A 25,421-nucleotide genomic window follows, 5' to 3' on the forward strand; every position below is an offset into this window, starting at 1 on the left:
ATGTCTCGTCAAGATCATATTAAAAAGGGGGAATACTTGTAAAGCTGTTCCATCTTAATGAAAAACAGCTCTAAAGCCTTGTGCAAATAGGTTTTCCAACACACAGGACTTTTAAACATCATTCCCGCTTTTATATGACAGGATGCGAGGTCAGCCTGGCTGAGATTATGGCAGTTGTTTTAAAGGTATGGCAATATTAATATGCACAATAGCCTATTGCTTATTGGTATGCGAGAAAAAGAGCCCATGTGCACAGATTTTAATAACAATCGAGATTTGGGGAAATTCTTGTAGTCACAAGCCAAAAAACACTCTCCGTATCTGTTGAGCCCATTGAACTCAGTGGCTTGATTAGTAAACTCTTGAAAAAACGACCTTTTCATTATACTACAATGTCGTTTTTAAATTGAGCCCTAATTAAACATTTTTAGGGAGCAAATGAATAATGAGTAATGAGTTAACCTGCGGAATTTTTACAAAAATCTTAGTTTTTTTTGCTTGTCTTGCCTTTCTGTGGTATAATTTTTTATTGCGTATATATAGGAGAAAAAATCATATAAATAGGAGTGTTTCCATGACGACACAGTATGAAGTAGGAACCGTATTAAAAGGGAAAGTTGCAGGCATTCAGCCATATGGCGCGTTTGTTGCACTTGATGAAGAAACACAAGGCTTAGTGCACATTTCTGAAATTAAACACGGATTTGTAAAAGATATCAATGATCATTTAAAAGTCGGCGATGAGGTACAAGTAAAGGTATTATCTGTGGACGAAGAGAGCGGAAAAATCAGTTTATCCATTCGTGCTACAGAAGAAGCTCCAAAAGCGGCTGAACAAGCGCAAGCAGCTAAAAAACCACGCCGCCGTCAAGGACAAGGCAGCGTAACAAAAACAGAGGAGCCTACTGAAGGCTTTAATACGTTAAAAGATAAGCTTCAAGAATGGATTGCAAAATCCGAACGTGAAGATCTTATTAATAAATAAGAAAATGGAACCGGCATTGTGCCGGTTTTTTATTAGGGCTCTTTTCGTAAACTTTGTTGCTATTAGTATAAATGAATCTAGGATATACAGGGTTCAGGATGAAAACAAAATGACTGAAGACGAAAAGATGCCACGATGTCTCACTTATTACGGATTTAACACTTTTGCGAAAAGCAACAATATATGCGAAAACAGCCTTTATTATTGTAAGGCTAAAAACAAAACCTCCTGCACCATCAGCTCAAATTCATAAGCTAGGCAGTCAGAAAGGTTAAAAAGCAAACCTTTCTGACTGCCCATCTTTTGCTGTTCGCCGATGAGCGAGCGCCCTCCGCATTTCATTGTCCAGCTTCGGGCGCTATCGGCTCGAGGTCAAAAGCCCAGCTGCCCGAGAGGTTAAAGAGCGAACCTCCTAGTCATCGGGCCTGTTGCTGGTCGCCGATGGGCCAGCGCCCTCCGCATTTCCTTGTCCAGCTTCGGGCGCTATCGGCTCGAGGGCAAATGCCCAGATGCCCAAGAGGTGGAAGAGCGATCTTCCGTGTCATCTGGGCTTTGGCTGGTCGCCGATGGGCCAGCGCCCTCCGCATTTCCTTGTCCAGCTTCGGGCGCTATCGGCTCGAGGGCAAATGCCCAGATGCCCAAGAGGTGGAAGAGCGATCTTCCGTGTCATCTGGGCTTTGGCTGGTCGCCGATGGGCCAGCGCCCTCCGCATTTCCTTGTCCAGCTTCGGGCGCTATCGGCTCGAGGGCAAATGCCCAGATGCCCAAGAGGTGGAAGAGCGATCTTCCGTGTCATCTGGGCTTTGGCTGGTCGCCGATGGGCCAGCGCCCTCCGCATTTCCTTGTCCAGCTTCGGGCGCTATCGGCTCGAGGGCAAATGCCCAGATGCCCAAGAGGTGGAAGAGCGATCTTCCGTGTCATCTGGGCTTTGGCTGGTCGCCGATGGGCCAGCGCCCTCCGCATTTCCTTGTCCAGCTTCGGGCGCTATCGGCTCGAGGGCAAATGCCCAGATGCCCAAGAGGTGGAAGAGCGATCTTCCGTGTCATCTGGGCTTTGGCTGGTCGCCGATGGGCCAGCGCCCTCCGCATTTCCTTGTCCAGCTTCGGGCGCTATCGGCTCGAGGGCAAATGCCCAGATGCCCAAGAGGTGGAAGAGCGATCTTCCGTGTCATCTGGGCTTTGGCTGGTCGCCGATGGGCCAGCGCCCTCCGCATTTCCTTGTCCAGCTTCGGGCGCTATCGGCTCGAGGGCAAATGCCCAGATGCCCAAGAGGTGGAAGAGCGATCTTCCGTGTCATCTGGGCTTTGGCTGGTCGCCGATGGGCCAGCGCCCTCCGCATTTCCTTGTCCAGCTTCGGGCGCTATCGGCTCGAGGGCAAATGCCCAGATGCCCAAGAGGTGGAAGAGCGATCTTCCGTGTCATCTGGGCTTTGGCTGGTCGCCGATGGGCCAGCGCCCTCCGCATTTCCTTGTCCAGCTTCGGGCGCTATCGGCTCGAGGGCAAATGCCCAGATGCCCAAGAGGTGGAAGAGCGATCTTCCGTGTCATCTGGGCTTTGGCTGGTCGCCGATGGGCCAGCGCCCTCCGCATTTCCTTGTCCAGCTTCGGGCGCTATCGGCTCGAGGGCAAATGCCCAGATGCCCAAGAGGTGGAAGAGCGATCTTCCGTGTCATCTGGGCTTTGGCTGGTCGCCGATGGGCCAGCGCCCTCCGCATTTCCTTGTCCAGCTTCGGGCGCTATCGGCTCGAGGGCAAATGCCCAGATGCCCAAGAGGTGGAAGAGCGATCTTCCGTGTCATCTGGGCTTTGGCTGGTCGCCGATGGGCCAGCGCCCTCCGCATTTCCTTGTCCAGCTTCGGGCGCTATCGGCTCGAGGGCAAATGCCCAGATGCCCAAGAGGTGGAAGAGCGATCTTCCGTGTCATCTGGGCTTTGGCTGGTCGCCGATGGGCCAGCGCCCTCCGCATTTCCTTGTCCAGCTTCGGGCGCTATCGGCTCGAGGGCAAATGCCCAGATGCCCAAGAGGTGGAAGAGCGATCTTCCGTGTCATCTGGGCTTTGGCTGGTCGCCGATGGGCCAGCGCCCTCCGCATTTCCTTGTCCAGCTTCGGGCGCTATCGGCTCGAGGGCAAATGCCCAGATGCCCAAGAGGTGGAAGAGCGATCTTCCGTGTCATCTGGGCTTTGGCTGGTCGCCGATGGGCCAGCGCCCTCCGCATTTCCTTGTCCAGCTTCGGGCGCTATCGGCTCGAGGGCAAATGCCCAGATGCCCAAGAGGTGGAAGAGCGATCTTCCGTGTCATCTGGGCTTTGGCTGGTCGCCGATGGGCCAGCGCCCTCCGCATTTCCTTGTCCAGCTTCGGGCGCTATCGGCTCGAGGGCAAATGCCCAGATGCCCAAGAGGTGGAAGAGCGATCTTCCGTGTCATCTGGGCTTTGGCTGGTCGCCGATGGGCCAGCGCCCTCCGCATTTCCTTGTCCAGCTTCGGGCGCTATCGGCTCGAGGGCAAATGCCCAGATGCCCAAGAGGTGGAAGAGCGATCTTCCGTGTCATCTGGGCTTTGGCTGGTCGCCGATGGGCCAGCGCCCTCCGCATTTCCTTGTCCAGCTTCGGGCGCTATCGGCTCGAGGGCAAATGCCCAGATGCCCAAGAGGTGGAAGAGCGATCTTCCGTGTCATCTGGGCTTTGGCTGGTCGCCGATGGGCCAGCGCCCTCCGCATTTCCTTGTCCAGCTTCGGGCGCTATCGGCTCGAGGGCAAATGCCCAGATGCCCAAGAGGTGGAAGAGCGATCTTCCGTGTCATCTGGGCTTTGGCTGGTCGCCGATGGGCCAGCGCCCTCCGCATTTCCTTGTCCAGCTTCGGGCGCTATCGGCTCGAGGGCAAATGCCCAGATGCCCAAGAGGTGGAAGAGCGATCTTCCGTGTCATCTGGGCTTTGGCTGGTCGCCGATGGGCCAGCGCCCTCCGCATTTCCTTGTCCAGCTTCGGGCGCTATCGGCTCGAGGGCAAATGCCCAGATGCCCAAGAGGTGGAAGAGCGATCTTCCGTGTCATCTGGGCTTTGGCTGGTCGCCGATGGGCCAGCGCCCTCCGCATTTCCTTGTCCAGCTTCGGGCGCTATCGGCTCGAGGGCAAATGCCCAGATGCCCAAGAGGTGGAAGAGCGATCTTCCGTGTCATCTGGGCTTTGGCTGGTCGCCGATGGGCCAGCGCCCTCCGCATTTCCTTGTCCAGCTTCGGGCGCTATCGGCTCGAGGGCAAATGCCCAGATGCCCAAGAGGTGGAAGAGCGATCTTCCGTGTCATCTGGGCTTTGGCTGGTCGCCGATGGGCCAGCGCCCTCCGCATTTCCTTGTCCAGCTTCGGGCGCTATCGGCTCGAGGGCAAATGCCCAGATGCCCAAGAGGTGGAAGAGCGATCTTCCGTGTCATCTGGGCTTTGGCTGGTCGCCGATGGGCCAGCGCCCTCCGCATTTCCTTGTCCAGCTTCGGGCGCTATCGGCTCGAGGGCAAATGCCCAGATGCCCAAGAGGTGGAAGAGCGATCTTCCGTGTCATCTGGGCTTTGGCTGGTCGCCGATGGGCCAGCGCCCTCCGCATTTCCTTGTCCAGCTTCGGGCGCTATCGGCTCGAGGGCAAATGCCCAGATGCCCAAGAGGTGGAAGAGCGATCTTCCGTGTCATCTGGGCTTTGGCTGGTCGCCGATGGGCCAGCGCCCTCCGCATTTCCTTGTCCAGCTTCGGGCGCTATCGGCTCGAGGGCAAATGCCCAGATGCCCAAGAGGTGGAAGAGCGATCTTCCGTGTCATCTGGGCTTTGGCTGGTCGCCGATGGGCCAGCGCCCTCCGCATTTCCTTGTCCAGCTTCGGGCGCTATCGGCTCGAGGGCAAATGCCCAGATGCCCAAGAGGTGGAAGAGCGATCTTCCGTGTCATCTGGGCTTTGGCTGGTCGCCGATGGGCCAGCGCCCTCCGCATTTCCTTGTCCAGCTTCGGGCGCTATCGGCTCGAGGGCAAATGCCCAGATGCCCAAGAGGTGGAAGAGCGATCTTCCGTGTCATCTGGGCTTTGGCTGGTCGCCGATGGGCCAGCGCCCTCCGCATTTCCTTGTCCAGCTTCGGGCGCTATCGGCTCGAGGGCAAATGCCCAGATGCCCAAGAGGTGGAAGAGCGATCTTCCGTGTCATCTGGGCTTTGGCTGGTCGCCGATGGGCCAGCGCCCTCCGCATTTCCTTGTCCAGCTTCGGGCGCTATCGGCTCGAGGGCAAATGCCCAGATGCCCAAGAGGTGGAAGAGCGATCTTCCGTGTCATCTGGGCTTTGGCTGGTCGCCGATGGGCCAGCGCCCTCCGCATTTCCTTGTCCAGCTTCGGGCGCTATCGGCTCGAGGGCAAATGCCCAGATGCCCAAGAGGTGGAAGAGCGATCTTCCGTGTCATCTGGGCTTTGGCTGGTCGCCGATGGGCCAGCGCCCTCCGCATTTCCTTGTCCAGCTTCGGGCGCTATCGGCTCGAGGGCAAATGCCCAGATGCCCAAGAGGTGGAAGAGCGATCTTCCGTGTCATCTGGGCTTTGGCTGGTCGCCGATGGGCCAGCGCCCTCCGCATTTCCTTGTCCAGCTTCGGGCGCTATCGGCTCGAGGGCAAATGCCCAGATGCCCAAGAGGTGGAAGAGCGATCTTCCGTGTCATCTGGGCTTTGGCTGGTCGCCGATGGGCCAGCGCCCTCCGCATTTCCTTGTCCAGCTTCGGGCGCTATCGGCTCGAGGGCAAATGCCCAGATGCCCAAGAGGTGGAAGAGCGATCTTCCGTGTCATCTGGGCTTTGGCTGGTCGCCGATGGGCCAGCGCCCTCCGCATTTCCTTGTCCAGCTTCGGGCGCTATCGGCTCGAGGGCAAATGCCCAGATGCCCAAGAGGTGGAAGAGCGATCTTCCGTGTCATCTGGGCTTTGGCTGGTCGCCGATGGGCCAGCGCCCTCCGCATTTCCTTGTCCAGCTTCGGGCGCTATCGGCTCGAGGGCAAATGCCCAGATGCCCAAGAGGTGGAAGAGCGATCTTCCGTGTCATCTGGGCTTTGGCTGGTCGCCGATGGGCCAGCGCCCTCCGCATTTCCTTGTCCAGCTTCGGGCGCTATCGGCTCGAGGGCAAATGCCCAGATGCCCAAGAGGTGGAAGAGCGATCTTCCGTGTCATCTGGGCTTTGGCTGGTCGCCGATGGGCCAGCGCCCTCCGCATTTCATTAAGCCTTTAAGCCAAACTTTCTTATTCTGTATTGCAGATTTTGCCTGCTCATGTGAAGGGCTTTTGCAGCCTGCGTTATATTGAATTTGTGATACTGAAGGGCTTTTTGAATATAGTATTTTTCCGTTTCCTGCAAGTACTCCTCAAGCGGCATAATCTCACGGTTCTTTTGGATTAAAAAGTCTGTTTCCTGGTGCACCTTTTGCCTGAAATGCATAGGAAGATGGTGCTGTTCAATTTTTTCCTCCCGGTCCATGACCAGCATGGAGTCCTGAATGATCTGCTCTGCTTCTTTTATGTTTCCTGGCCATGCATATGAATGGAAGATGCCCTTGACTTCTTCTGATACACCCAGCACATCCATGTTGAAGAATTGATTGAATTTCTTTATAAAATAGGAACAGACACCTGCAATACCTGTTTTTCTTTCCCTTAAAGGAGGAACCCTTAGTGCTGTTTCACTGATGCGGTAATAAAGCTCCTTTAAAAGCTTCTGTTCCGCTATGGCATCAAAGGGATCCTGGCTCATCGTGGCTATAATTCTTGGTCTTGCAGGTATTCCTTCATGGTCTGAAACAGCAGGATTTTCAAGATAGGTGAGCAGCTTTTGCTGCAATGGAATTGAAAGCTCCTGAATCTCTTCAAGCAAGAGGCTGCAGCCTGCTGCCTCTGTTAATAAGCCTTTCCCATCAGCAGCGAATAAAACCTCCTCCAAATATATTTCAGGAAGGGAAGCACAGCTCTGCCTGAAGGAACCCCGTTCGGATTTATCACTTTCCAATAAAATGAATTCAGCTATTGTATCAATGCCAGTGCCCTCTTCTCCCGTAATTAGGACGGAATACTGGCTAAAGGCCGCTTGTTTGGCAGCTTCAAGGATGTCGGCAGGGAATATCCCTTCATAAAAAAGTAACTCAAATTCTGGTCCAACGATAGCTGATTTATGATAATCCAGGGCCATTTTTTCATACTTTGTGACGTCCTTAACCAATTCGATTGCCCCGATAACGTTGTGCCCTTCCTTTACAGGCAATGTATGACTGACAGTATTGATTTCCTGCCCCTTATTATTAAAATATTTTTGTTTGCTGTTGTAGATAGGGGTGCCTGTTTTCAGCACTTTTAATAATGTACTGTTTTCTCCCTGGTTAAATTGGAACACTTCAAGGATGTTTTTATCCAGCACATCTTCGATTTCCATTCCTTCTATATGCATCATTTGTTTGTTATATAAAATGGTTTTTCCGTTGTGATCGATGGCGTGAATTCCGACATCTGTGGAATCCATAATGGTTTGATAAAAAGAAAGCGGGATTCCCTTTTGCATGTTCATTCTCCTTCAAATCTAATTTCAGGCTCTAACTTAGTAATTGGTTGTGCACTAAACATCCTGCTGGTTGATTTGCGCTGCAGGTACTCGCTTTCCGCGGGGCGGGCCGGGAGCCTCCTCGTCGCAAGCTCCTGCGGTGTCTCCCTATGCCAGCATTTCCCGCAGGAGTCTCGTACCTTTCGCTTCAATCAACTTTGGATTGAGTTCTCATTCAGGCTTTAACTGAGTAATTGGTTGTGTATCATCCTGCTGGTTGATTTGCGCTGCAGGTACTCCTTTCCGCGGGGCGGGCCGGGAGCCTCCTCGTCGCAGGCTCCTGCGGTGTCTTCCCTGACAAGTTGATTCCTCAGGAGTCTCGCGCTTTCCGCTGCAATCAACGTTAATCACTAAAATTTTTTTTATATGGGACGGTTCTGCTGATTATAAAATCTCCTAATAGGGTCTCCGAGTTAAACTTCAATCAACTGCAGGAGATGAAGTCCAAAGCTTTCTGGCAAGGAAATTAAGTGAATAAAATAAAATTTAATAATCGACTAAAAATACTTGAAAAATGCAAGATTATTTTGCATTATTATATATGTAAGGGTTTTCTGAATGCAAATAATTTTTGCTTTTCACACAAATGGCTGTCTGCTTGAATTGGAAGTCTGCTATAGAAAGGGAATAATTATTTAATAAAAGGCTGCTTACAAACGATTAAACGGCCATTGCACAGCAAAGCGCATGATGCAAATGGCAAAGTAATGGGAGGGCACACATATGATTCCGTATAAACATGAACCGTTTACTAATTTTAAAACTGAAGAAAACCAAAAGGCCTTTCAAGAAGGCTTAAAAATAGTTGAGAGCTATTTAGGCCAGGATTATCCTTTAGTGATTGGCGGAGAACGTGTCACTACAGACGATAAAATCGTTTCTTACAACCCGGCAAATAAAGAAGAAGTTATTGGACGCGTGTCCAAAGCAAATAAAGAATTAGCAGAAAAAGCTATGACAACAGCATATGAAACATTCCAAACCTGGAAAAAAGTGAAGCCGGAAGTCCGTGCTGATATCCTTTTCAAGGCTGCAGCGATCGTGAGACGCCGCAAGCACGAATTTTCTGCTCTCCTTGTTAAGGAAGCCGGAAAGCCATGGAATGAAGCGGATGCAGACACTGCTGAAGGCATTGATTTTATGGAATACTACGGCCGTCAAATGCTGAAATTGAAGGAAGGCATTCCTGTTGAAAGCCGTCCGGGTGAATTTAACCGCTTTGGTTACATTCCTCTAGGTGTGGGTATTGTTATCTCACCTTGGAACTTTGCTTTTGCCATCATGGCAGGAACAACCGTTGCTGCACTTGTTACAGGAAACACTGTTCTTTTAAAACCAGCATCTACTACACCTATCGTTGCAGCTAAATTTGTTGAAGTACTGGAAGAAGCCGGCCTTCCAAAGGGTGTCTTGAGCTTTGTTCCAGGAAGCGGTGCGGAAGTAGGGGATTACTTAGTAGATCACCCTAAAACACGCTTTATCAGCTTTACTGGATCACGTGATGTAGGTATCCGTATTAACGAACGTGCTTCAAAGGTAAACGAAGGCCAAATCTGGTTAAAACGTGTCATTGCAGAAATGGGCGGTAAAGATACTATTGTAGTAGATAAAGAGGCTGATCTTGAATTGGCTGCTCAGTCTATCGTGGCTTCTTCATTTGGTTTCTCTGGACAAAAATGTTCAGCATGTTCACGTGCTGTCATCGTGGAAGATGTTTATGATCAAGTCCTTAACCGTGCAGCTGAATTAACAAGAGAATTGACAATTGGCGATCCGACTAACCGCGATAACTTTATGGGTCCTGTTGTTGACCAAGGTGCTTTTGACAAGATCATGAGCTATGTGGAAATCGGGAAGGAAGAAGGAAGATTAGTAGTTGGCGGTGAAGGCGACGATTCTAAAGGCTACTTCGTTAAACCGACCATTTTTGCTGACCTGGATCCTAATTCCCGCTTAATGAAGGAAGAAATCTTTGGCCCAGTGGTTGCTTTCGCAAAAGCAAAAGATTTCGACCATGCGATTGAAATTGCCAACAACACTGATTACGGCTTGACAGGTGCTGTTATTACATCCAATCGTGAAAATATGGAAAAAGCTCGTGAAGATTTCCATGTGGGGAATCTCTACTTCAACCGCGGATGTACTGGCGCAATTGTTGGATACCAGCCGTTTGGTGGTTTCAACATGTCAGGAACAGATTCAAAAGCTGGGGGTCCAGACTACTTAGCCCTTCATATGCAAGGAAAAACAACTTCCGAAATGCTGTAAACCATGTCGCAGAATGCGAATGGCAAAAATTCTATAAACCTATAATTCTCTAAATAAAGATCAAAACAAAGAAGCAGGGACTGACTTGTCATGGCTGACATGAAAGCGGCCCCTTCTTTGTATAAGAACGGAGGAAAAAATAATGGAAGCGATTACAAATTCGAGGGATCTGATTGAGCAAACAGAAAAGTACGGTGCTCACAATTATCATCCGCTGCCAGTCGTAGTGTCAGAAGCTGAAGGGGTATGGGTGAAGGATCCGGAAGGAAACAGGTATATGGATATGCTTAGTGCTTATTCAGCTGTTAACCAGGGGCACCGTCATCCTAAAATTATCGATGCATTAAAAAAACAGGCGGACCGTGTAACCTTAACCTCCCGTGCTTTTCACAATGACCAGCTTGGTCCATGGTACGAAAAGATTTGCAAGCTAACAAATAAAAATATGGCTCTTCCTATGAATACAGGTGCAGAGGCAGTGGAAACAGCAATAAAAGCGGCCAGAAGATGGGCTTATGATGTGAAGGGTGTGGCGGAGAACCGTGCTGAAATCATTGGCTGTGAAGGAAACTTCCATGGCAGGACAATGGGAGCTGTATCGTTATCCTCTGATGAAGAGTATAAAAGAGGATTTGGACCGCTGCTTCCAGGTCTTTCCTTAATCCCGTATGGAGATATAGACGCCCTTAAAGCAGCCATCACACCAAATACTGCGGCCTTTTTAATTGAGCCGATCCAGGGAGAAGCAGGCATTGTAATTCCGCCAGAAGGATTTTTGAAGGCTGCAGCAGAATTATGTAAAGAAAATAATGTTCTATTCATTGCGGACGAAATTCAGGCAGGCCTTGCCCGTTCAGGTAAAATGTTTGCTTGTGAGTGGGAAAATGTTGACCCTGATATGTATATACTTGGTAAAGCATTGGGCGGAGGTGTATTTCCAATTTCCTGCGTAGTAGCGAATGAGAATATTCTCGGGGTATTCAATCCAGGATCCCATGGTTCTACATTCGGAGGAAATCCAATGGCATGTGCCGTTTCCATCGCAGCTCTTGATGTCCTTTTAGATGAAAAGCTTGCTGAGCGTTCACAGGAATTAGGCGAGTACTTTATGGATAAACTGAAAGACATCAAGAATCCTATGATTAAAGAGGTTCGCGGAAAAGGATTATTTATCGGAGTCGTTTTAGATGAACCTGCGCGTAAATATTGCGAGGACCTTAAAGAAGAAGGACTGTTATGTAAAGAAACGCATGAGAATGTCATTCGTTTTGCTCCTCCTTTAGTCATTTCCAAGGAAGATTTAGATTGGGCAATCGAACGGATTACCAAGATTCTTTCTTAACGCTACAATACAATCATCAACGATAAAAAAACAAAGAGGCGAAAAGTCAATGACTGAAAATCTTAATTTATTTACCTCTACACAAGAAATTATTAAAGAAGCGTTATCCAAGCTTGGCTTTAATGATGAAATGTATGAGCTGCTAAAGGAACCTTTAAGAGTATTGACGGTTCGAATTCCAGTACGCATGGATGATGGAACGATCAAAGTTTTTACCGGTTATCGCGCCCAGCATAATGATGCAGTAGGGCCGACAAAAGGCGGAGTACGTTTTCACCCTGAAGTAAATGAAGATGAAGTAAAGGCACTTTCAATGTGGATGACCTTAAAATGCGGCATTGTCGGACTGCCTTATGGAGGCGGAAAGGGAGGGATCATTTGCGATCCTAGAACCATGTCGATGGGGGAAATTGAACGCCTAAGCAGAGGATTTGTCCGTGCTATAAGCCAAATCGTTGGACCGACAAAAGATATTCCTGCTCCTGATGTTTATACAAATTCTCAGATTATGGCATGGATGATGGATGAGTACAGCCGTTTGCGCGAAAATGATTCTCCGGGCTTTATCACTGGAAAGCCTCTTGTTTTGGGAGGATCGGAAGGACGTGAAAAGGCGACCGCTCAGGGTGTAACGATTTGTATTGAGGAAGCGGCGAAGAAAAAAGGCTTTTCCCTCCAAGGAGCCAGAGTGGTTATCCAAGGATTCGGCAATGCCGGAAGCTTCCTGGCGAAGTTTATGAATGACGAGGGCGCGAAAGTGGTTGGCATTTCGGATGCATATGGAGCCTTATACGATCCAAATGGGCTGGACATCGATTATCTTCTTGACCGCCGTGACAGCTTTGGCACTGTAACGACTCTTTTTGAAAATACGATTACCAATAAAGAGCTTCTGGAACTGGATTGTGACATCCTGGTGCCAGCGGCAATTTCCAACCAGATTACGGTAGAAAACGCACATAACATCAAGGCTTCTATTATAGTGGAGGCTGCCAACGGACCGACAACGGCAGAGGCCACAAAAATTCTTACTGAACGGGGCATTCTCCTGGTACCTGATGTGCTTGCAAGTGCCGGAGGAGTTACGGTGTCGTATTTTGAATGGGTTCAAAATAATCAAGGCTATTATTGGACGGAAGAAGAAGTGAATGAAAAGCTTACTAAAAAGCTTGTAGAATCCTTTAATAAAGTCTACGAAACGTCTCAAAGCCGCCGTATTAATATGCGATTAGCGGCCTATATGGTCGGCCTCCGGAATGCGGCAGAGGCGTCTAAATTCCGCGGCTGGGTTTAAAAAGACAGCCGGAGCATCTTTTAAGGATTGAATAAAATTGCCAAACTAATATACACCGTAATTGGTATAAAAAATGGTCAGGGAATGATCCTCTAAGCAATACTCAATCCATTGTTAGATCATATGGTTAAGAATTATATAAAAATCAAGGATCTTATTCGGTCCTTGGTTTTTCTTTTTTATTAGGCAGTGTCAAAATTCAATGTTGATAACTGCTTTTTAGCTCATTTTACAGTAAAGAAACGAACAAAATACACGAAATTATTTGTTGTTACAATATTAAATAACACCAAATAGTGTTATAATTTGATATCTCATGGAGGCAGCAGGGTATGAATAAACAAGGCCAAGAAATGTTTTTAAGTTTTATATTGCAAAGAGTTCAAGAGGGGAAGGAAGATGAAGCGAGGGAAATACTACTAGAAAACTTTAAGAAACAAGATGAAGGCACTTTTTCACAAGAGGATATTCAAGAATTTATTCCTAAAATGATCAGTCTATTAAAACCAGAAAAATTAGAGGAAGTACAAGCAGTTGTGAGTCAATTTTCTGGAAACTTCGGCAATAAGTAAGATTAGCGAATTTAGACATAATGTTTTCTAGACAATTTCTCATCCGATTTGTCCCAACTTCAAAGGAAGTTAATGATTCATAAGAGAACCGACTAAGGGTTCTCTTTTTTGGTTATTATTGTTTTTTCGGCATATTTTAGAAAAAGGGAAACACTGCAGCTTAATGGTCTCGCCATACTTACTATCATAAATTGCTCAAGGATCGTTTTATTTAATGGCTGTGTTAAAATGTTGATAACTGCTCGTTTTTTAGCTCATTTTACAGAAAAGAAAGGAACCAAAAGCAAACTTGTTTGCTTTTGGTTCCTTTCTTTTCTGTAACCTTTCAGCTGTGCTGAAAGGCGTGTGAAACGGTAGTTTCACACGAATGAGCTAAAAAACAACAGTGTCGTTTAACAAAGCCTATTTAATAAAGGTGCATCTATATCACTTGCAATGATTTGGGTGTGCTTTTTTTGTTGTTATGAAGGGATTTCTAATAAAAAACGCGAATTTTTGGTATACCAGACCGAAAAGTTGCTTTACTTATAAATACCACAAGAGTGAATGATCTGTACCGGAGGAAAAACAGGATATTTATCAAAAAAATTAGATTAAGTTATTATTTTTACTTAATTCCAAAGGAGAACAGTATGAAATATGATTTAGATAGGTACTTTTTAGAAATGGCTTTAAAAGAAGCAGAAATAGCACTTGAATCCAATACATACCCAGTTGGAGCTGTTATTGTAGATGAAGGCAACAACATAATTTCAAGAGGCAGAAACCAAGTGTACCCTAACAAAGACTTAACTGCTCACGCTGAAATAGATGCTATAAGAAATGCGGAAGATAAAATATTACATGCTAAAGTAAGAGGAGAAAAATTAACTATTTATAGTTCATTAGAACCTTGTCCGATGTGTACGGGGGCCATTTTATTTGCACATATTAAAAAGGTTGTCTGGTTATTGAATGACGATTTAGGCTTTGGAGGATATAGAAAAATGAAAGGAACTCTTATTTTTGAAGATAGGTTTAAAAAGGTAGAAATGATTCCAGAACCTTTTAAAGATCTTATGGAAAGACAAATTTATCTATTAGAGCGCTGGGCAGAGAACCCGAATCATATTGAGAACTTGCGAAAGATTGTACAAAAGGGAGGGATTTAAATGGATATTTCATTATCGCTTATTCCGTATGAAGATAAATCCATTCTCGGGAATTTACTTCAGTTATATCGTTATGATAGCAGTGAGTTTGATGATAACGTTTTAAGTCACCACGGTCTATATTTGTATAAATACTTAGACCACCAGTGGACAGAGGAATATCGCCGGCCTTTTATGATTAAAGTGAATGGGGAAATAGCCGGTTTTGCATTGGTTATTCTGAATGTACCAAAAGAATTTACTAAAATAAGCAGTGCTGAGAAAACAAATGTAATAAGTGACTTCTTTATCATGCGGAAGTTTAGACATAGAGGGATAGGGAAGCACGTTGCTTTTTCTATATTCAAAGAATTTAAAGGAGTATGGGAAGTGAAACAAACCATTACCAATAAGTCTGCACATGAGTTTTGGAAAAAAATAATTAGTGAATATACAGACACATACAAAAAAGAAATACTACAGAATGAAAGCTGGAATGGTCCTGTAATCGTTTTTCAATCATAAACTATAGTGTTTTTTCTTGTTATACCGGCAGCTGGTGCAAGAAGAATGCTCCGCTTTTTTTGATTCATCACGAGGTGGATGGATAAGAAACAATCCTTCCTTACTCACAGTTAGAGGTCATAAGCCAGGCCATCCCAGAGGTTAAAAAGCAAACCTCCGGAATGGCCCGTCTTATGCTGGTCGCCGGTAAGCGGGCGATCTCCGCTTTTCTTGATCCAGCTCCAATCGCCACCGGCTCGAGGTCATAAGCCAAGCCATCCCAGAGGTTAAAAAGCAAACCTCCAGGATGGCCCGTCTTATGCTGGTCGCCGGTAAGCGGGCGATTTCCGCTTTTCTTGATCCAGCTCCAGATGGAAGGATAAAAATCAATCCTTCCTTACCAGCGGCTAGCAGACTTCCGGTCTTCTCCCTGCGATAAGTCAACATCGAAAAGCTGTCACTTTTCGTGTTTCCTTTATCTCAGTCGAAGCCTTGCAGTCTGTACGTCGCTGAACGGCATCTTCCGCTTTTCTAGTGTCCAGCTCCAATCGCCACCGGCTCGAGGTCATAAGCCAAGCCATCCCAGAGGTTAAAAAGCAAACCTTCAGGATGGCCAGTCTTATGCTGGTCGCCGGTAAGCGGGGGATTTCCGCTTTTCTATCTTGTTGGTTTTGCTTCTGTTGAGCGTTCTACTTCTTCACTTGGCTTAAATAATAAACCGAGGTTAATCAATCCGGCAATTCCAACAATTCCATAGATGATGCGTGAAAGTGCTGAACCGGTACCGAAAATGGCAGCTACTAAATCGAATTGAAAAAATCCGATTAACCCCCAGTTAATAGCTCCAATAATAGTGAAAACCAGTGCAATACGCTGGATTATACTCATATCATTTCCTCCTTTTTTGGTGGTTCATTACTAGAGTGTTTCATTCCTTTAAAATTATGCATGTCCGAAACTGGCCGGTTTTGCATAATCTTCTCGTATGTGGTAGGAGTATACGGACTCATGTATTGGAAACCTAAAAAGGAAAAGAGATGCTGTATGTATCAATCAAAACTTGAAGGCGAGCTTATCGTTATTTAAGCTGGAAAAGCTTTTAAAGCCAAAAGGCTATATTATTGGCGGAAATTGGGATTATGGACAGGAGTTTTTAGATTATAAAATGGCAAACGATGATGGGTACCAGTTTTTAAGGGTCCCTTTTACTCCATTGGAAGGACAAGCCTTGGATTATGAAGGAACCGCTGTTAGGCTTGGCACTCCCTTCATCCTCTCTCATGTATATCAAAACCACTTGGATGATCACGCTTATACCGGGAATTTATCCGGTTCCATTAATCAATTTGCTAAAACCGCAAGATAAAGATGGAAGATACATGAAAAATACGCTGACCTCGGCAGGGAACTTGTTTCTGAATTAGAGACTATTCTTTTACAGGATTGAATCACCGGATATAATTAGTAATTCATCCCCGGGTAAAAAAGGGGAAAGCGGGGATGGATTAATGATGGTTTCTTCTGCTCGTCGTAAGCCGATAAGCAATTTTCGTTCCTCCTGTAAAGCAAGCCCAACTTCTTTAAATGTTTTTCCGATCCACAGCTCTGTAGCCTGAGTATATTGCAGGTGATTACCATTTGAATGGGTAAGTATGGAAAGGATAGAATCAGATATCCCGTGTGACACCAGGCTGTTAAACATAATGGAACTGGTTTGCATATTGGTTTGGATAACCTCGTCCGCTCCTGCACGGCGTGCATTTGAAACATTTTCCTCTTTTAATATTTCTACAGCACAAAATACCTGTGGGTGAATTCCCTTAACCGTTAGGAGAATCATGATGGAATTCATATCAGCATGCAGCTCATCAGAATTTTGATCTGCTGTAATAAGCACACATTCCGCACTCAGAAGGGAGGCTCTTTTAAGGGTTTCATCATTATGGGGTTTTCCTTTTATAAAAATCACTTCCCGTTTGGGATAAGGATTTTGATCAAGGGAATGATCGATTAGCACAATAGGCTTGCTGGCATCGTTCTTTATTAGATGCTCGATGACGGTACTGGCACGTTCATTCCAACCGACAATAATACAATGATTTCTCCCCTTAAACATTTCTTTTCCCTCCATATAAGCATTCTGGCTTGAAACGGCTGCCGCAGATAAGGATACAAAATAGGAGGATAAAACTCCTACACCTGTTAAAACAAGAAAAATACTGACTAGCTTTCCAGCGTTTGTAATGGGGTATAAATCACCGTAGCCTACGGTTGCAGCAGTAATAACCGACCAGTAAATTCCAATGAATACAGTGGGGAATCGATGAGGCTCGATCAAATGTATGATAAATCCGAAACTGCAGATAACCGCTAAAGCCAAAATGAGCATTCTAATGAAAACGGGCCAGCGAAGAAATAGATAGTATAGGTTAGAAATCATACAACCAGCTCCTTCTACCTATCCATTATCCCCGTTTTCCTTTTGCTTAATCGAAGGCTTTGATAATCTTACCAGCACGTGATCTCCATTAAACCTTTTCTAATAAACCTTTTTTAAGCAGAAATCTTGCATCGTGCGAACCAATAAGAAAAAGGCATTCTCTACTGGTGAGAATCCCTTCAAAAAGTTATTTATGCAAGCTCTTCTAATTTTTGGACAGGAGCTGTTTGAATATCATTTGAATGTAAATGAAGCAGATGCTCCAAGAATTGGGTTAAAACAACAGAGTCTTTTTGGTTCTTATAGTCATTCATAAGCTGGTTGATGGAATCCTTAAAGGCATCTGTTTTAATAAGCCAATCCTCTATCAACATTTTTGTAGCCTGGCGCTCTTCATCATTTTTAACAGCAAATAAGCTTTGTGTTTCCGGCTCTACTAAAGTAAGGGAGCTGAAATCCTCAGTCATTCTTATCCAAAAGTAGTTCATTCTGTTTCCGTAGAATTCTTTATCTCTTAAAAGGGTATATTCAACACCAACGAGGCATTCATGGTAGGGTTGATCTGGAGAAGAAAGATGGACATCGGTTACTTGGATATGTTTGATTTCATCTACATATATTTCAACACCAAATTGGGTAGTAATGATCTTTGCGTCAAAAAGGTTCATTTGGCAATGCTCTCCTTACGTTAATAATCTTTATTTTGCCCCAAAAAAGGGATGTTATTCCATAGGAAAACGACCAGCTGCAAGGATGAATAATGCAATTGGTTATTAAATGTAAACTATTTTTTTATAATGATTTTTTAACGATACTGACTATAATACCAAATTTGTATATAGGAATGCAAATTAGTAAAGGGTTTTCATAAAAATAAAGTTAAAAAAAGAAAAAAAATAAGTAAAATCAGTTGACGATATGAAATCGTAGATGTAACATGGTTACGAAAAGTTACTTGGAAGCATCGGAATGCCTTAAAGTAGTCGTGATTGCTCGCAGAGATTTACATATGAAATCCACTATTTGGCTTCACGTTGATTCCTTGATAGTTGGAAACAATAAAAAAGCGAACCAGTCTGGTTGGCGAACTTTTTATTGCACAATATAACAGGAGGTTACAGGTTAATGGATTCGATGACCTTTGTTTTATTTGGGGCAACGGGTGATTTAGCAAAACGAAAAATTTTCCCGGCTCTATATAATCTGTTTTTAGATGAGAAGCTGGCACCGAATTTTTCCATTGTGGGATCAGGAAGAAGCCCAATGGAGCAAGAAGAGTTCAGTGAATATGTAGAACAATCACTAAAAACATTTTCCAGACGTGAAGACAATGATTCCAGGATGAAAGAATTCCTTTCCTTTATCCGATATATGGCAGTGGATGTAACTCAAAAAGATGAGTATGCCCAGCTGCTTGATCTCGTGACAAGCCGTGAAAAGGAATTAAATCTTCCTGAAAACCGTCTCTTTTATTTATCAGTGGCTCCTCAATTTTTTGATGTGATTGCCTCTAATATTCAACAGAGCGGACTTGGTTCAACAAAAGGGTGGAAACGATTAATTATCGAAAAGCCTTTTGGACATGATTTGCCGTCGGCACGTGAGTTAAATGCAAAATTAAGCAAATCATTTGAGGAAGAGGAAATTTATCGTATTGACCACTATTTGGGCAAGCCGATGGTTCAAAACCTTGAAGCAATTGAATTTGCTAATCCTATTTTACAAGCGTTGTGGAACAAGCGTCATATCGCAAATGTTCAAATTACAGCTAGTGAAATTGTGGGTGTTGAAGAAAGAGCCGGATATTACGATAATAGCGGTGCTATCCGTGATATGATTCAAAACCACATGCTACAAATGATGATGCTTACAGCGATGCACATCCCTGAAAAAGTTTCAGCTAATGGAATCCGGGAAGAGAAGAAGAAAGTAATGGAGGCCTTGCGCCCGCTTAATCCGGAAAACATTAATACTGATGTCATCCGCGGACAATATTCAAGCGGTGAAATTAAGGGTGAAAAAGTCATCGGTTATATCGATGAACCTGGAATTGAACGAACTTCTAAAAATGATACGTTCATTGCAGCAAGATTATGGGTAGACAATGAAATGTGGGAAGGTGTACCGTTCTACCTTCGTACAGGAAAAAGAATGACTGAGAAATCTACTCGGATTGTCATTGAGTTCAAAGATCCATTAAGAGGTGTTTATAAAGATGAGGCTGGTAATGCCCTTCCTAACCTTTTAACGATTGAAATTAATCCAAATGCAGGTGTTTCTTTACAATTAAACAGTAAAAACCTGCTGAACGAAGGCAAAGTTGAGCCAATCAACGTTATGTTCTATTCCAATGAAGAAAATGTACCGGAAGCCTATGAATTGCTTATCCATGATGCATTGCTTGGCGATCCTACTTTCTTTGCTCACTGGAATGAAGTAGAACTTGCGTGGAAGTGGGTTCAGCCGATTTTGGATGCCTTTGAAGCGGACACAGCTCCACTTCACCATTACAAGGCTGGATCCATGGGGCCGGAAGCATCTGATAAGCTTCTTGCCGAAAATGGTTTTAAATGGTGGTAATCCCTTTTAAGGGAATATGAGCTGCTTAAGAGGGAGCTGCGAGCTTCCTCTTAAGTCTGGCTCACATATTTAGTAAGCTCGAATAAAACCTGAAGTAAGCTGTAAAACGAAAAGCTACATTCAAATTGGGGGAACGAAGTCAATGAGTAAAAATATTGATAATTTATCTGTTAACACATTAAGAACACTTTCAATTGATGCCGTTAACGCTGCGAATTCCGGACATCCAGGACTTCCTATGGGTGCTGCTCCAATGGCTTACGCTTTGTGGGCAAAGCATTTAAAACACAACCCTGCGCATTCAAAATGGTTTGACCGTGACCGTTTCGTCCTTTCAGCAGGACATGGTTCCAGTCTTTTATACAGCCTTCTGCATGTGGCAGGTTACGATGTAAGCATCGATGACCTTAAAAACTTCCGTAAGTTAGGAAGCAAAACACCTGGCCATCCTGAATTTGGCTGGACTGATGGTGTAGAAGCAACAACTGGTCCTCTTGGACAAGGGATTGCGAATGCTGTAGGTATGGCTATGGCTGAAGCTCATCTGGCTGCTAAATTCAATGAAGACAACCACAAATTAGTGGATCACTTCACTTATGCATTAGTCGGTGACGGTGATTTAAGTGAAGGTGTTTCTTACGAAGCAATGTCTATGGCTGGACATATGAAGCTTGGTAAATTGGTTGTTCTTTATGATTCAAACTTAATTTCCCTTGATGGTGAATTAGGACTTTCTTTCTCTGAAAACATCCAGGCTCGTGCTGAAACATTCAACTGGCAATATCTAAAAGTTGAAGACGGCAATGATGTTGAAGCTATTTCAAATGCAATTGCTGAAGCAAAACAAAATCTTGACCAGCCAACATTGATCGAAGTTAGAACAATCATTGGTTTCGGAAGTCCGAAAGTAGCCGGCACAAACGCTGCTCACGGAGCTCCACTAGGTCTTGAGGAAGCTGCTGCAACAAAGCTTGCTTATGAGTGGGGCTTCGAAGACTTCTTTGTTCCTGAAGAAGTAAAAGCACACTTTGATGAGCTTAGAAAAGAATGGCAAGGCAAAGAAGACCAATGGAATCAATTAATGAGCTCTTATAAAGAAGCTTATCCTGAGAAAGCGGCTGAATTTGAAGCTGCCATCAGCGGCAAAGCATTAATTGAAGCAAAAGATCTTCTTACATTTGACGAAAGCAAAGCGGTATCTACACGTGTAGCAAGCGGTCAAGCAATCAACCATTACTTGAAAACTATTCCAACAATCTTCGGCGGAAGTGCGGACCTTTCCCACTCAACCATGACAGACATCAAAGGCGAAGAAAAGTTTGCTGTTGAATCATATGCAGGCCGCAACGTATATTTTGGCGTTCGTGAGCATGCAATGGGAGCAGCTGCAAACGGTATGGCATACCACGGCGGAGTAAAACCTTTCGTAAGTACATTCTTTGTATTCAACGATTACCTTCGTCCATCCATTCGTTTAGCTGCAATTTCTGAGCTGCCTGTAACATATGTATTTACACATGACTCTATTGCAGTTGGTGAAGACGGTCCAACACATGAACCTGTTGAGCATATTGCAGCACTTCGCACCATTCCTGGATTAACGGTTATCCGTCCAGCTGATGCGAACGAAACAGCCAATGCATGGGCATACGCATTACAACAAACGGAAGGTCCTGTAGCGCTAGTACTTAGCCGTCAAAACCTTCCTGTACTTTCAGAAACTAAAGGAAATATCGAAGACCTTGAAAAAGGTGCATATATCCTGTCTGAAACAAATGATCAGCCAGATGTAATTTACATCGCTACTGGATCAGAGGTTTCTCTTGCCCTTGATGCAAAAGCAGAAATGGAAAAAGAAAATGTTTCAGTACGTGTAGTAGCAATGCCAAGCTGGGAATTATTCAGCAAGCAATCTGCTGAGTACAAAGAACAAGTTCTTCCTTCTTCCAATAAAAACCGCATTTCAATCGAAATGGGAACTTCACTTGGATGGGAACGTTTCGTAGGCTTTGAAGGCAAAATGATTTCCATCGATACATTTGGTGCGTCTGGTCCTGGAAACCAAGTATTAGAAAAATTCGGGTTCACCGCTTCAAATGTAGTGGATATTACTAAAAACTTTTTGAAAAAATAACATCAAATTAAGAAATACTATCACACAGGGAGGCCGAAAACATGAAAGTAGGATTAGTAGGATTAGGAAAAATGGGATTAAATCTTGGGAAAAACCTAATCGACAATAAACATGAAGTTGTTGCGTTTGACTTGAACGAAAATGCGGTAAAGGAAATGAGTGAGTACGGAGCAGCTGGTACTTCTACTCTTAAAGATCTTGTCGCAGGTCTTGAATCTCCAAGAGTACTTTGGATCATGGTACCTCACCAAGTGGTTGATTCTGTTCTTGAAGAAGTGACTCCATTGCTTTCAAAAGGCGATATCGTCATTGAAGCAGGTAACTCACATTACAAAGAATCTCTTCGCCGCTACAATAAATTAAAAGAAAGCGACATCCATTTCATGGATTGCGGAACTTCTGGCGGTATGTCCGGAGCTCGTAATGGCGCTTGCTACATGATCGGCGGAGACAAAGAAGCATGGGAAATCGTAGAACCAATCTTCAAAGATACTTCTGTGGAAAACGGATATTTTTATGCCGGTAAAGCAGGAAGTGGACACTACCTGAAAATGGTCCACAACGGAATTGAATATGGTATGATGCAAGCGATCGGCGAAGGTTTTGACGTTCTAGAAAAAAGTCAATTCGATTACGACTACGAAAAAGTAGCTCGTGTTTGGAACAATGGCTCCGTTATCCGTTCTTGGTTAATGGAACTTACTGAAAATGCATTCTCTAAAGATGCTAAGCTTGATGAAATTAAAGGTGTAATGCATTCTTCAGGTGAAGGAAAATGGACAGTAGAAGAAGCACTTGATCTTCAAACTGCAACACCTGTTATTGCAATGTCACTTCTAATGCGCTACCGTTCATTAGAAAACGACACATTCACAGGTAAAGTAGTGGCTGCTTTACGTAACGAATTTGGCGGACATGCTGTAGAAAAGAAATAATATAAAATTATTGAAGGGAGTGATGCAATCAATGCATCCCCCTTCAAAACAGTAATAAATCTTATAAAAAATGGAGGAATTTATCATGAAATTTTTTATTGATACTGCAAACTTAGATCAAATCAAAAAAGCTTATAAACTTGGTGTATTATCAGGTATTACCACTAACCCTTCTCTAGTTGCTAAAGAAGGCGTGAAATTTGAAGATCGTATTGAAGAAATCCTCCAAGCTGTAGAAGATGTAGAATCTGTTTCTGCTGAAGTAACACCAGATGTAACTTCTGCTGAAGAAATGATTGAACAAGCAAATGAATTAATTAAAATCAATGGCGGAGACAAAAGAATTACTATCAAGCTCCCTATGACTTTAGCTGGTTTGGAAGCTTGCCGTTACCTTACTAAAAAAGGTGTTAAAACGAACGTAACTCTTATTTTCACTGTGAACCAAGCTCTTCTTGCTGCTCGTGCAGGTGCAACATATGTTTCACCTTTCTTAGGCCGCTTGGATGACATTTCTGAAGATGGAGTTCTATTAGTAGAAAAAATCGCTGAATTGTTTGCAATTCACAATTTGGATACTCAAATTATTGCTGCTTCTGTTCGCCACCCAGACCATGTAACTCGTGTTGCTTTGGCTGGTGCTGACATTGCTACTATTCCATATAGTGTAATCGAACAACTTTCTAAACACCCACTTACAGACCAAGGTCTTGAAAAATTTGCTGCTGACTGGTCAAAAGTAACGAATAAATAATAAGATAGCTTAATTAAATAAGGGGCGTTAGGATCTTTGGAGAGCGATCTAAAATGATGGTTTTTGTAAAGCTTCACTAACGCTCCCTTTCTTTTCGATGAATAATATAGTCCATTTAGTAGGATAACAAACATAAAACGAAACAAAGGAGAAATAATTATGACTATTTCTTTTAATTATGAAAATGCTCTTCCATTCATGGAACAGCATGAAATCGATAATGCAGCTGAATTCGTAAAAGTTGCACACAATATGCTTCACGAGAAAAAAGGAGCAGGCTCCGATTATCTTGGATGGGTAGACCTTCCTAGCAACTACGATAAAGCTGAATTCAAAAGAATTAAGGAAGCGGCTGAACGCATCCGTTCTAACTCTGATGCATTAATTGTTATCGGAATCGGCGGTTCATACCTTGGTGCAAGAGCGGCAATCGAATCTCTTTCACACACTTTCTACAATCAAGTGAATAAAACGCAAGTATATTTTGCGGGACAAAATATCAGCTCAAGCTATATCACTCACTTGTTTGAAGTGCTTGAAGGAAAAGATGTTTCTGTGAATGTTATCTCTAAATCCGGTACAACTACAGAGCCTGCTATTGCATTCCGTATGTTCCGTGACTTTATGGAGAAAAAATATGGCAAGGAAGAAGCGAAAAAACGTATCTTTGCTACTACTGACAAAGCACAAGGTGCTTTAAAGCAGCTTGCTGATGAAGAAGGCTACGAAACATTCGTTATTCCTGATGATGTAGGCGGAAGATACTCTGTGTTAACTGCAGTAGGATTGCTTCCAATTGCAGTTGCAGGTCTTGACATCGATAAAATGATGGAAGGTGCAGCAGCAGCAGCAGATAAATACAATAACCCTGATTTAGCTACTAACGAAAGCTATCAGTACGCAGTTGTCCGTAATGCACTACACCGTAAAGGCAAAGCAATCGAATTGCTTGTTAACTACGAGCCTCATCTTCACTATGTGTCTGAATGGTGGAAACAATTATTTGGCGAAAGTGAAGGTAAAGACCAAAGAGGTTTATTCCCTGCATCTGTAGATTTCACAACTGACTTGCATTCAATGGGACAATTTGTTCAAGAAGGCAGCAGAAATCTGCTTGAAACCGTTCTTCAAGTAAAAACTCCAAATGTTCAAGTAACAGTTGAAGAAGATAAAGATAACCTTGATGGCTTAAACTTCCTAGCAGGCAAAACATTGGATGAAATCAACAAAAAAGCGTTCCAAGGAACACTTCTTGCGCATGTCGATGGCGGTGTACCTAACTTAGTCGTAGAATTAGACAAGCTGGATGAATTTACGTTCGGCGAAATGGTCTATTTCTTCGAAAAAGCTTGCGGTATCAGCGGTCATTTACTGGGTGTAAATCCATTCAACCAGCCTGGAGTTGAAGCATACAAGAAAAATATGTTCGCGTTGCTTGGCAAACCAGGATACGAAGAACAAAAAGCTGAATTGGAAAAGCGTTTATCCAAATAAGCCTCAATTTCAAGCAGTGTTAACTTATCACAGACTCCACTTTAGAGGAGTCTGTGATTTTTTAAAAAGGGCGAGAAAGTATAAAATGATTGATTAAATGGCTTTGTTAGAGGACTTTGTTGTTTTTAGCTCATTCGTGTCGAGCAGTTATCAACATAGAAATTTAACAGAGCCTATTAATTAGAGATTTTAACCAATGTAGTAACCGATGAGCTAGCGGATTTCTACTCCGATAAGTCAACATTAGCTCGAAAACCGTCTCGCTGTGTTTCCTTTACCTCAGTCGAAGACTCTGAAATCCGTACGCCCGATGATCAAGGCGCTTGGGCTTTTCTTATGATATTCAATGCCAAATAAGATAAAATAAAGACAGGCAGGAAATAATGAAGACTATTAATGGCCACT

At 44.3% G+C, this 25,421-nt stretch carries 16 protein-coding genes and 1 pseudogene; 13 read left to right on the forward strand and 4 right to left on the reverse strand.

What is annotated here, in order from left to right; translation table 11 throughout:
• The first annotated feature begins 574 nt into the window (after positions 1 to 574).
• Positions 575 to 985, forward strand: coding sequence for a S1 domain-containing post-transcriptional regulator GSP13 (gene yugI, locus A5N88_RS21550; protein WP_066269866.1), 411 nt, complete (start codon positions 575 to 577; stop codon positions 983 to 985).
• Positions 986 to 6,201: 5,216 nt separating this feature from the next.
• Here the strand turns inward: yugI and A5N88_RS21560 are convergent.
• A complete protein-coding gene (locus A5N88_RS21560) occupies positions 6,202 to 7,530 on the reverse strand; it encodes a sigma 54-interacting transcriptional regulator (RefSeq protein WP_198160331.1) in 1,329 nt (442 codons plus the stop codon).
• Positions 7,531 to 8,292: 762 nt separating this feature from the next.
• Here A5N88_RS21560 and pruA point away from each other — a divergent pair.
• The 6 genes from pruA to A5N88_RS21590 all read left to right on the forward strand — a co-directional run bounded on the left by pruA (position 8,293) and on the right by A5N88_RS21590 (position 14,700).
• Positions 8,293 to 9,837 carry an L-glutamate gamma-semialdehyde dehydrogenase gene (gene pruA, locus A5N88_RS21565; RefSeq protein WP_066269871.1) on the forward strand — a complete coding sequence of 515 codons (1,545 nt, stop codon included), beginning with the start codon at positions 8,293 to 8,295 and terminating at the stop codon, positions 9,835 to 9,837.
• Between the two features lie 142 nt (positions 9,838 to 9,979).
• Positions 9,980 to 11,179 carry an ornithine--oxo-acid transaminase gene (locus A5N88_RS21570; RefSeq protein ID WP_066269873.1) on the forward strand — a complete coding sequence of 400 codons (1,200 nt, stop codon included), beginning with the start codon at positions 9,980 to 9,982 and terminating at the stop codon, positions 11,177 to 11,179.
• 49 nt (positions 11,180 to 11,228) lie between these two features.
• Positions 11,229 to 12,473 (forward strand): Glu/Leu/Phe/Val family dehydrogenase, encoded by a 1,245-nt coding sequence (locus tag A5N88_RS21575; RefSeq protein WP_066269875.1) that lies wholly within the window; start codon positions 11,229 to 11,231, stop codon positions 12,471 to 12,473.
• 332 nt (positions 12,474 to 12,805) lie between these two features.
• Positions 12,806 to 13,045 (forward strand): hypothetical protein, encoded by a 240-nt coding sequence (locus A5N88_RS21580; protein ID WP_066269877.1) that lies wholly within the window; start codon positions 12,806 to 12,808, stop codon positions 13,043 to 13,045.
• A gap of 632 nt (positions 13,046 to 13,677) precedes the next feature.
• Entirely contained in the window at positions 13,678 to 14,196 is a 519-nt protein-coding gene (locus tag A5N88_RS21585) for a nucleoside deaminase (RefSeq protein ID WP_066269879.1), read from the forward strand.
• Positions 14,197 to 14,700, forward strand: a complete 504-nt coding sequence (locus A5N88_RS21590) for a GNAT family N-acetyltransferase (protein ID WP_066269881.1) — start codon at positions 14,197 to 14,199, stop codon at positions 14,698 to 14,700.
• Positions 14,701 to 15,336: 636 nt separating this feature from the next.
• On the opposite strand, the gene A5N88_RS21595 is transcribed toward A5N88_RS21590, so the two are convergent.
• Positions 15,337 to 15,567: a DUF378 domain-containing protein gene (locus A5N88_RS21595; RefSeq protein WP_066269883.1), complete on the reverse strand. Its 231-nt coding sequence runs from the start codon at positions 15,565 to 15,567 to the stop codon at positions 15,337 to 15,339.
• 160 nt (positions 15,568 to 15,727) lie between these two features.
• Here A5N88_RS21595 and A5N88_RS21600 point away from each other — a divergent pair.
• Positions 15,728 to 16,126: pseudogene (locus A5N88_RS21600) on the forward strand (YugN family protein).
• Here the strand turns inward: A5N88_RS21600 and A5N88_RS21605 are convergent.
• Together A5N88_RS21605 and A5N88_RS21610 are read right to left on the reverse strand one after the other, a co-directional pair.
• Positions 16,115 to 17,119: a potassium channel family protein gene (locus tag A5N88_RS21605; protein ID WP_066269885.1), complete on the reverse strand. Its 1,005-nt coding sequence runs from the start codon at positions 17,117 to 17,119 to the stop codon at positions 16,115 to 16,117. The pseudogene A5N88_RS21600 and the gene A5N88_RS21605 overlap by 12 nt on opposite strands.
• Before the next feature lie 191 nt (positions 17,120 to 17,310).
• Entirely contained in the window at positions 17,311 to 17,787 is a 477-nt protein-coding gene (locus A5N88_RS21610; protein ID WP_066269887.1) for a hypothetical protein, read from the reverse strand.
• A gap of 457 nt (positions 17,788 to 18,244) precedes the next feature.
• Here A5N88_RS21610 and zwf point away from each other — a divergent pair, with 457 nt between their 5' ends.
• The 5 genes from zwf (at position 18,245) to A5N88_RS21635 (ending at position 25,016) form a co-directional block, all read left to right on the forward strand.
• Positions 18,245 to 19,699 carry a glucose-6-phosphate dehydrogenase gene (zwf, locus tag A5N88_RS21615; RefSeq protein WP_066269889.1) on the forward strand — a complete coding sequence of 485 codons (1,455 nt, stop codon included), beginning with the start codon at positions 18,245 to 18,247 and terminating at the stop codon, positions 19,697 to 19,699.
• A gap of 142 nt (positions 19,700 to 19,841) precedes the next feature.
• Positions 19,842 to 21,833, forward strand: coding sequence for a transketolase (gene tkt, locus A5N88_RS21620; protein WP_066269891.1), 1,992 nt, complete (start codon positions 19,842 to 19,844; stop codon positions 21,831 to 21,833).
• Positions 21,834 to 21,874: 41 nt separating this feature from the next.
• Entirely contained in the window at positions 21,875 to 22,768 is an 894-nt protein-coding gene (gnd, locus tag A5N88_RS21625; protein WP_066269893.1) for a phosphogluconate dehydrogenase (NAD(+)-dependent, decarboxylating), read from the forward strand.
• Between the two features lie 85 nt (positions 22,769 to 22,853).
• Complete coding sequence (fsa, locus tag A5N88_RS21630; protein ID WP_066269894.1) at positions 22,854 to 23,522, forward strand: fructose-6-phosphate aldolase; 669 nt, start codon at positions 22,854 to 22,856, stop codon at positions 23,520 to 23,522.
• Positions 23,523 to 23,681: 159 nt separating this feature from the next.
• Positions 23,682 to 25,016, forward strand: a complete 1,335-nt coding sequence (locus A5N88_RS21635; RefSeq protein ID WP_066269895.1) for a glucose-6-phosphate isomerase — start codon at positions 23,682 to 23,684, stop codon at positions 25,014 to 25,016.
• Positions 25,017 to 25,421: the final 405 nt, after the last annotated feature.

It is taken from the genome of Heyndrickxia acidicola, from assembly GCF_001636425.1.
GTDB classification, from domain to species: Bacteria; Bacillota; Bacilli; order Bacillales; family Bacillaceae_C; genus Bacillus_AE; species Bacillus_AE acidicola.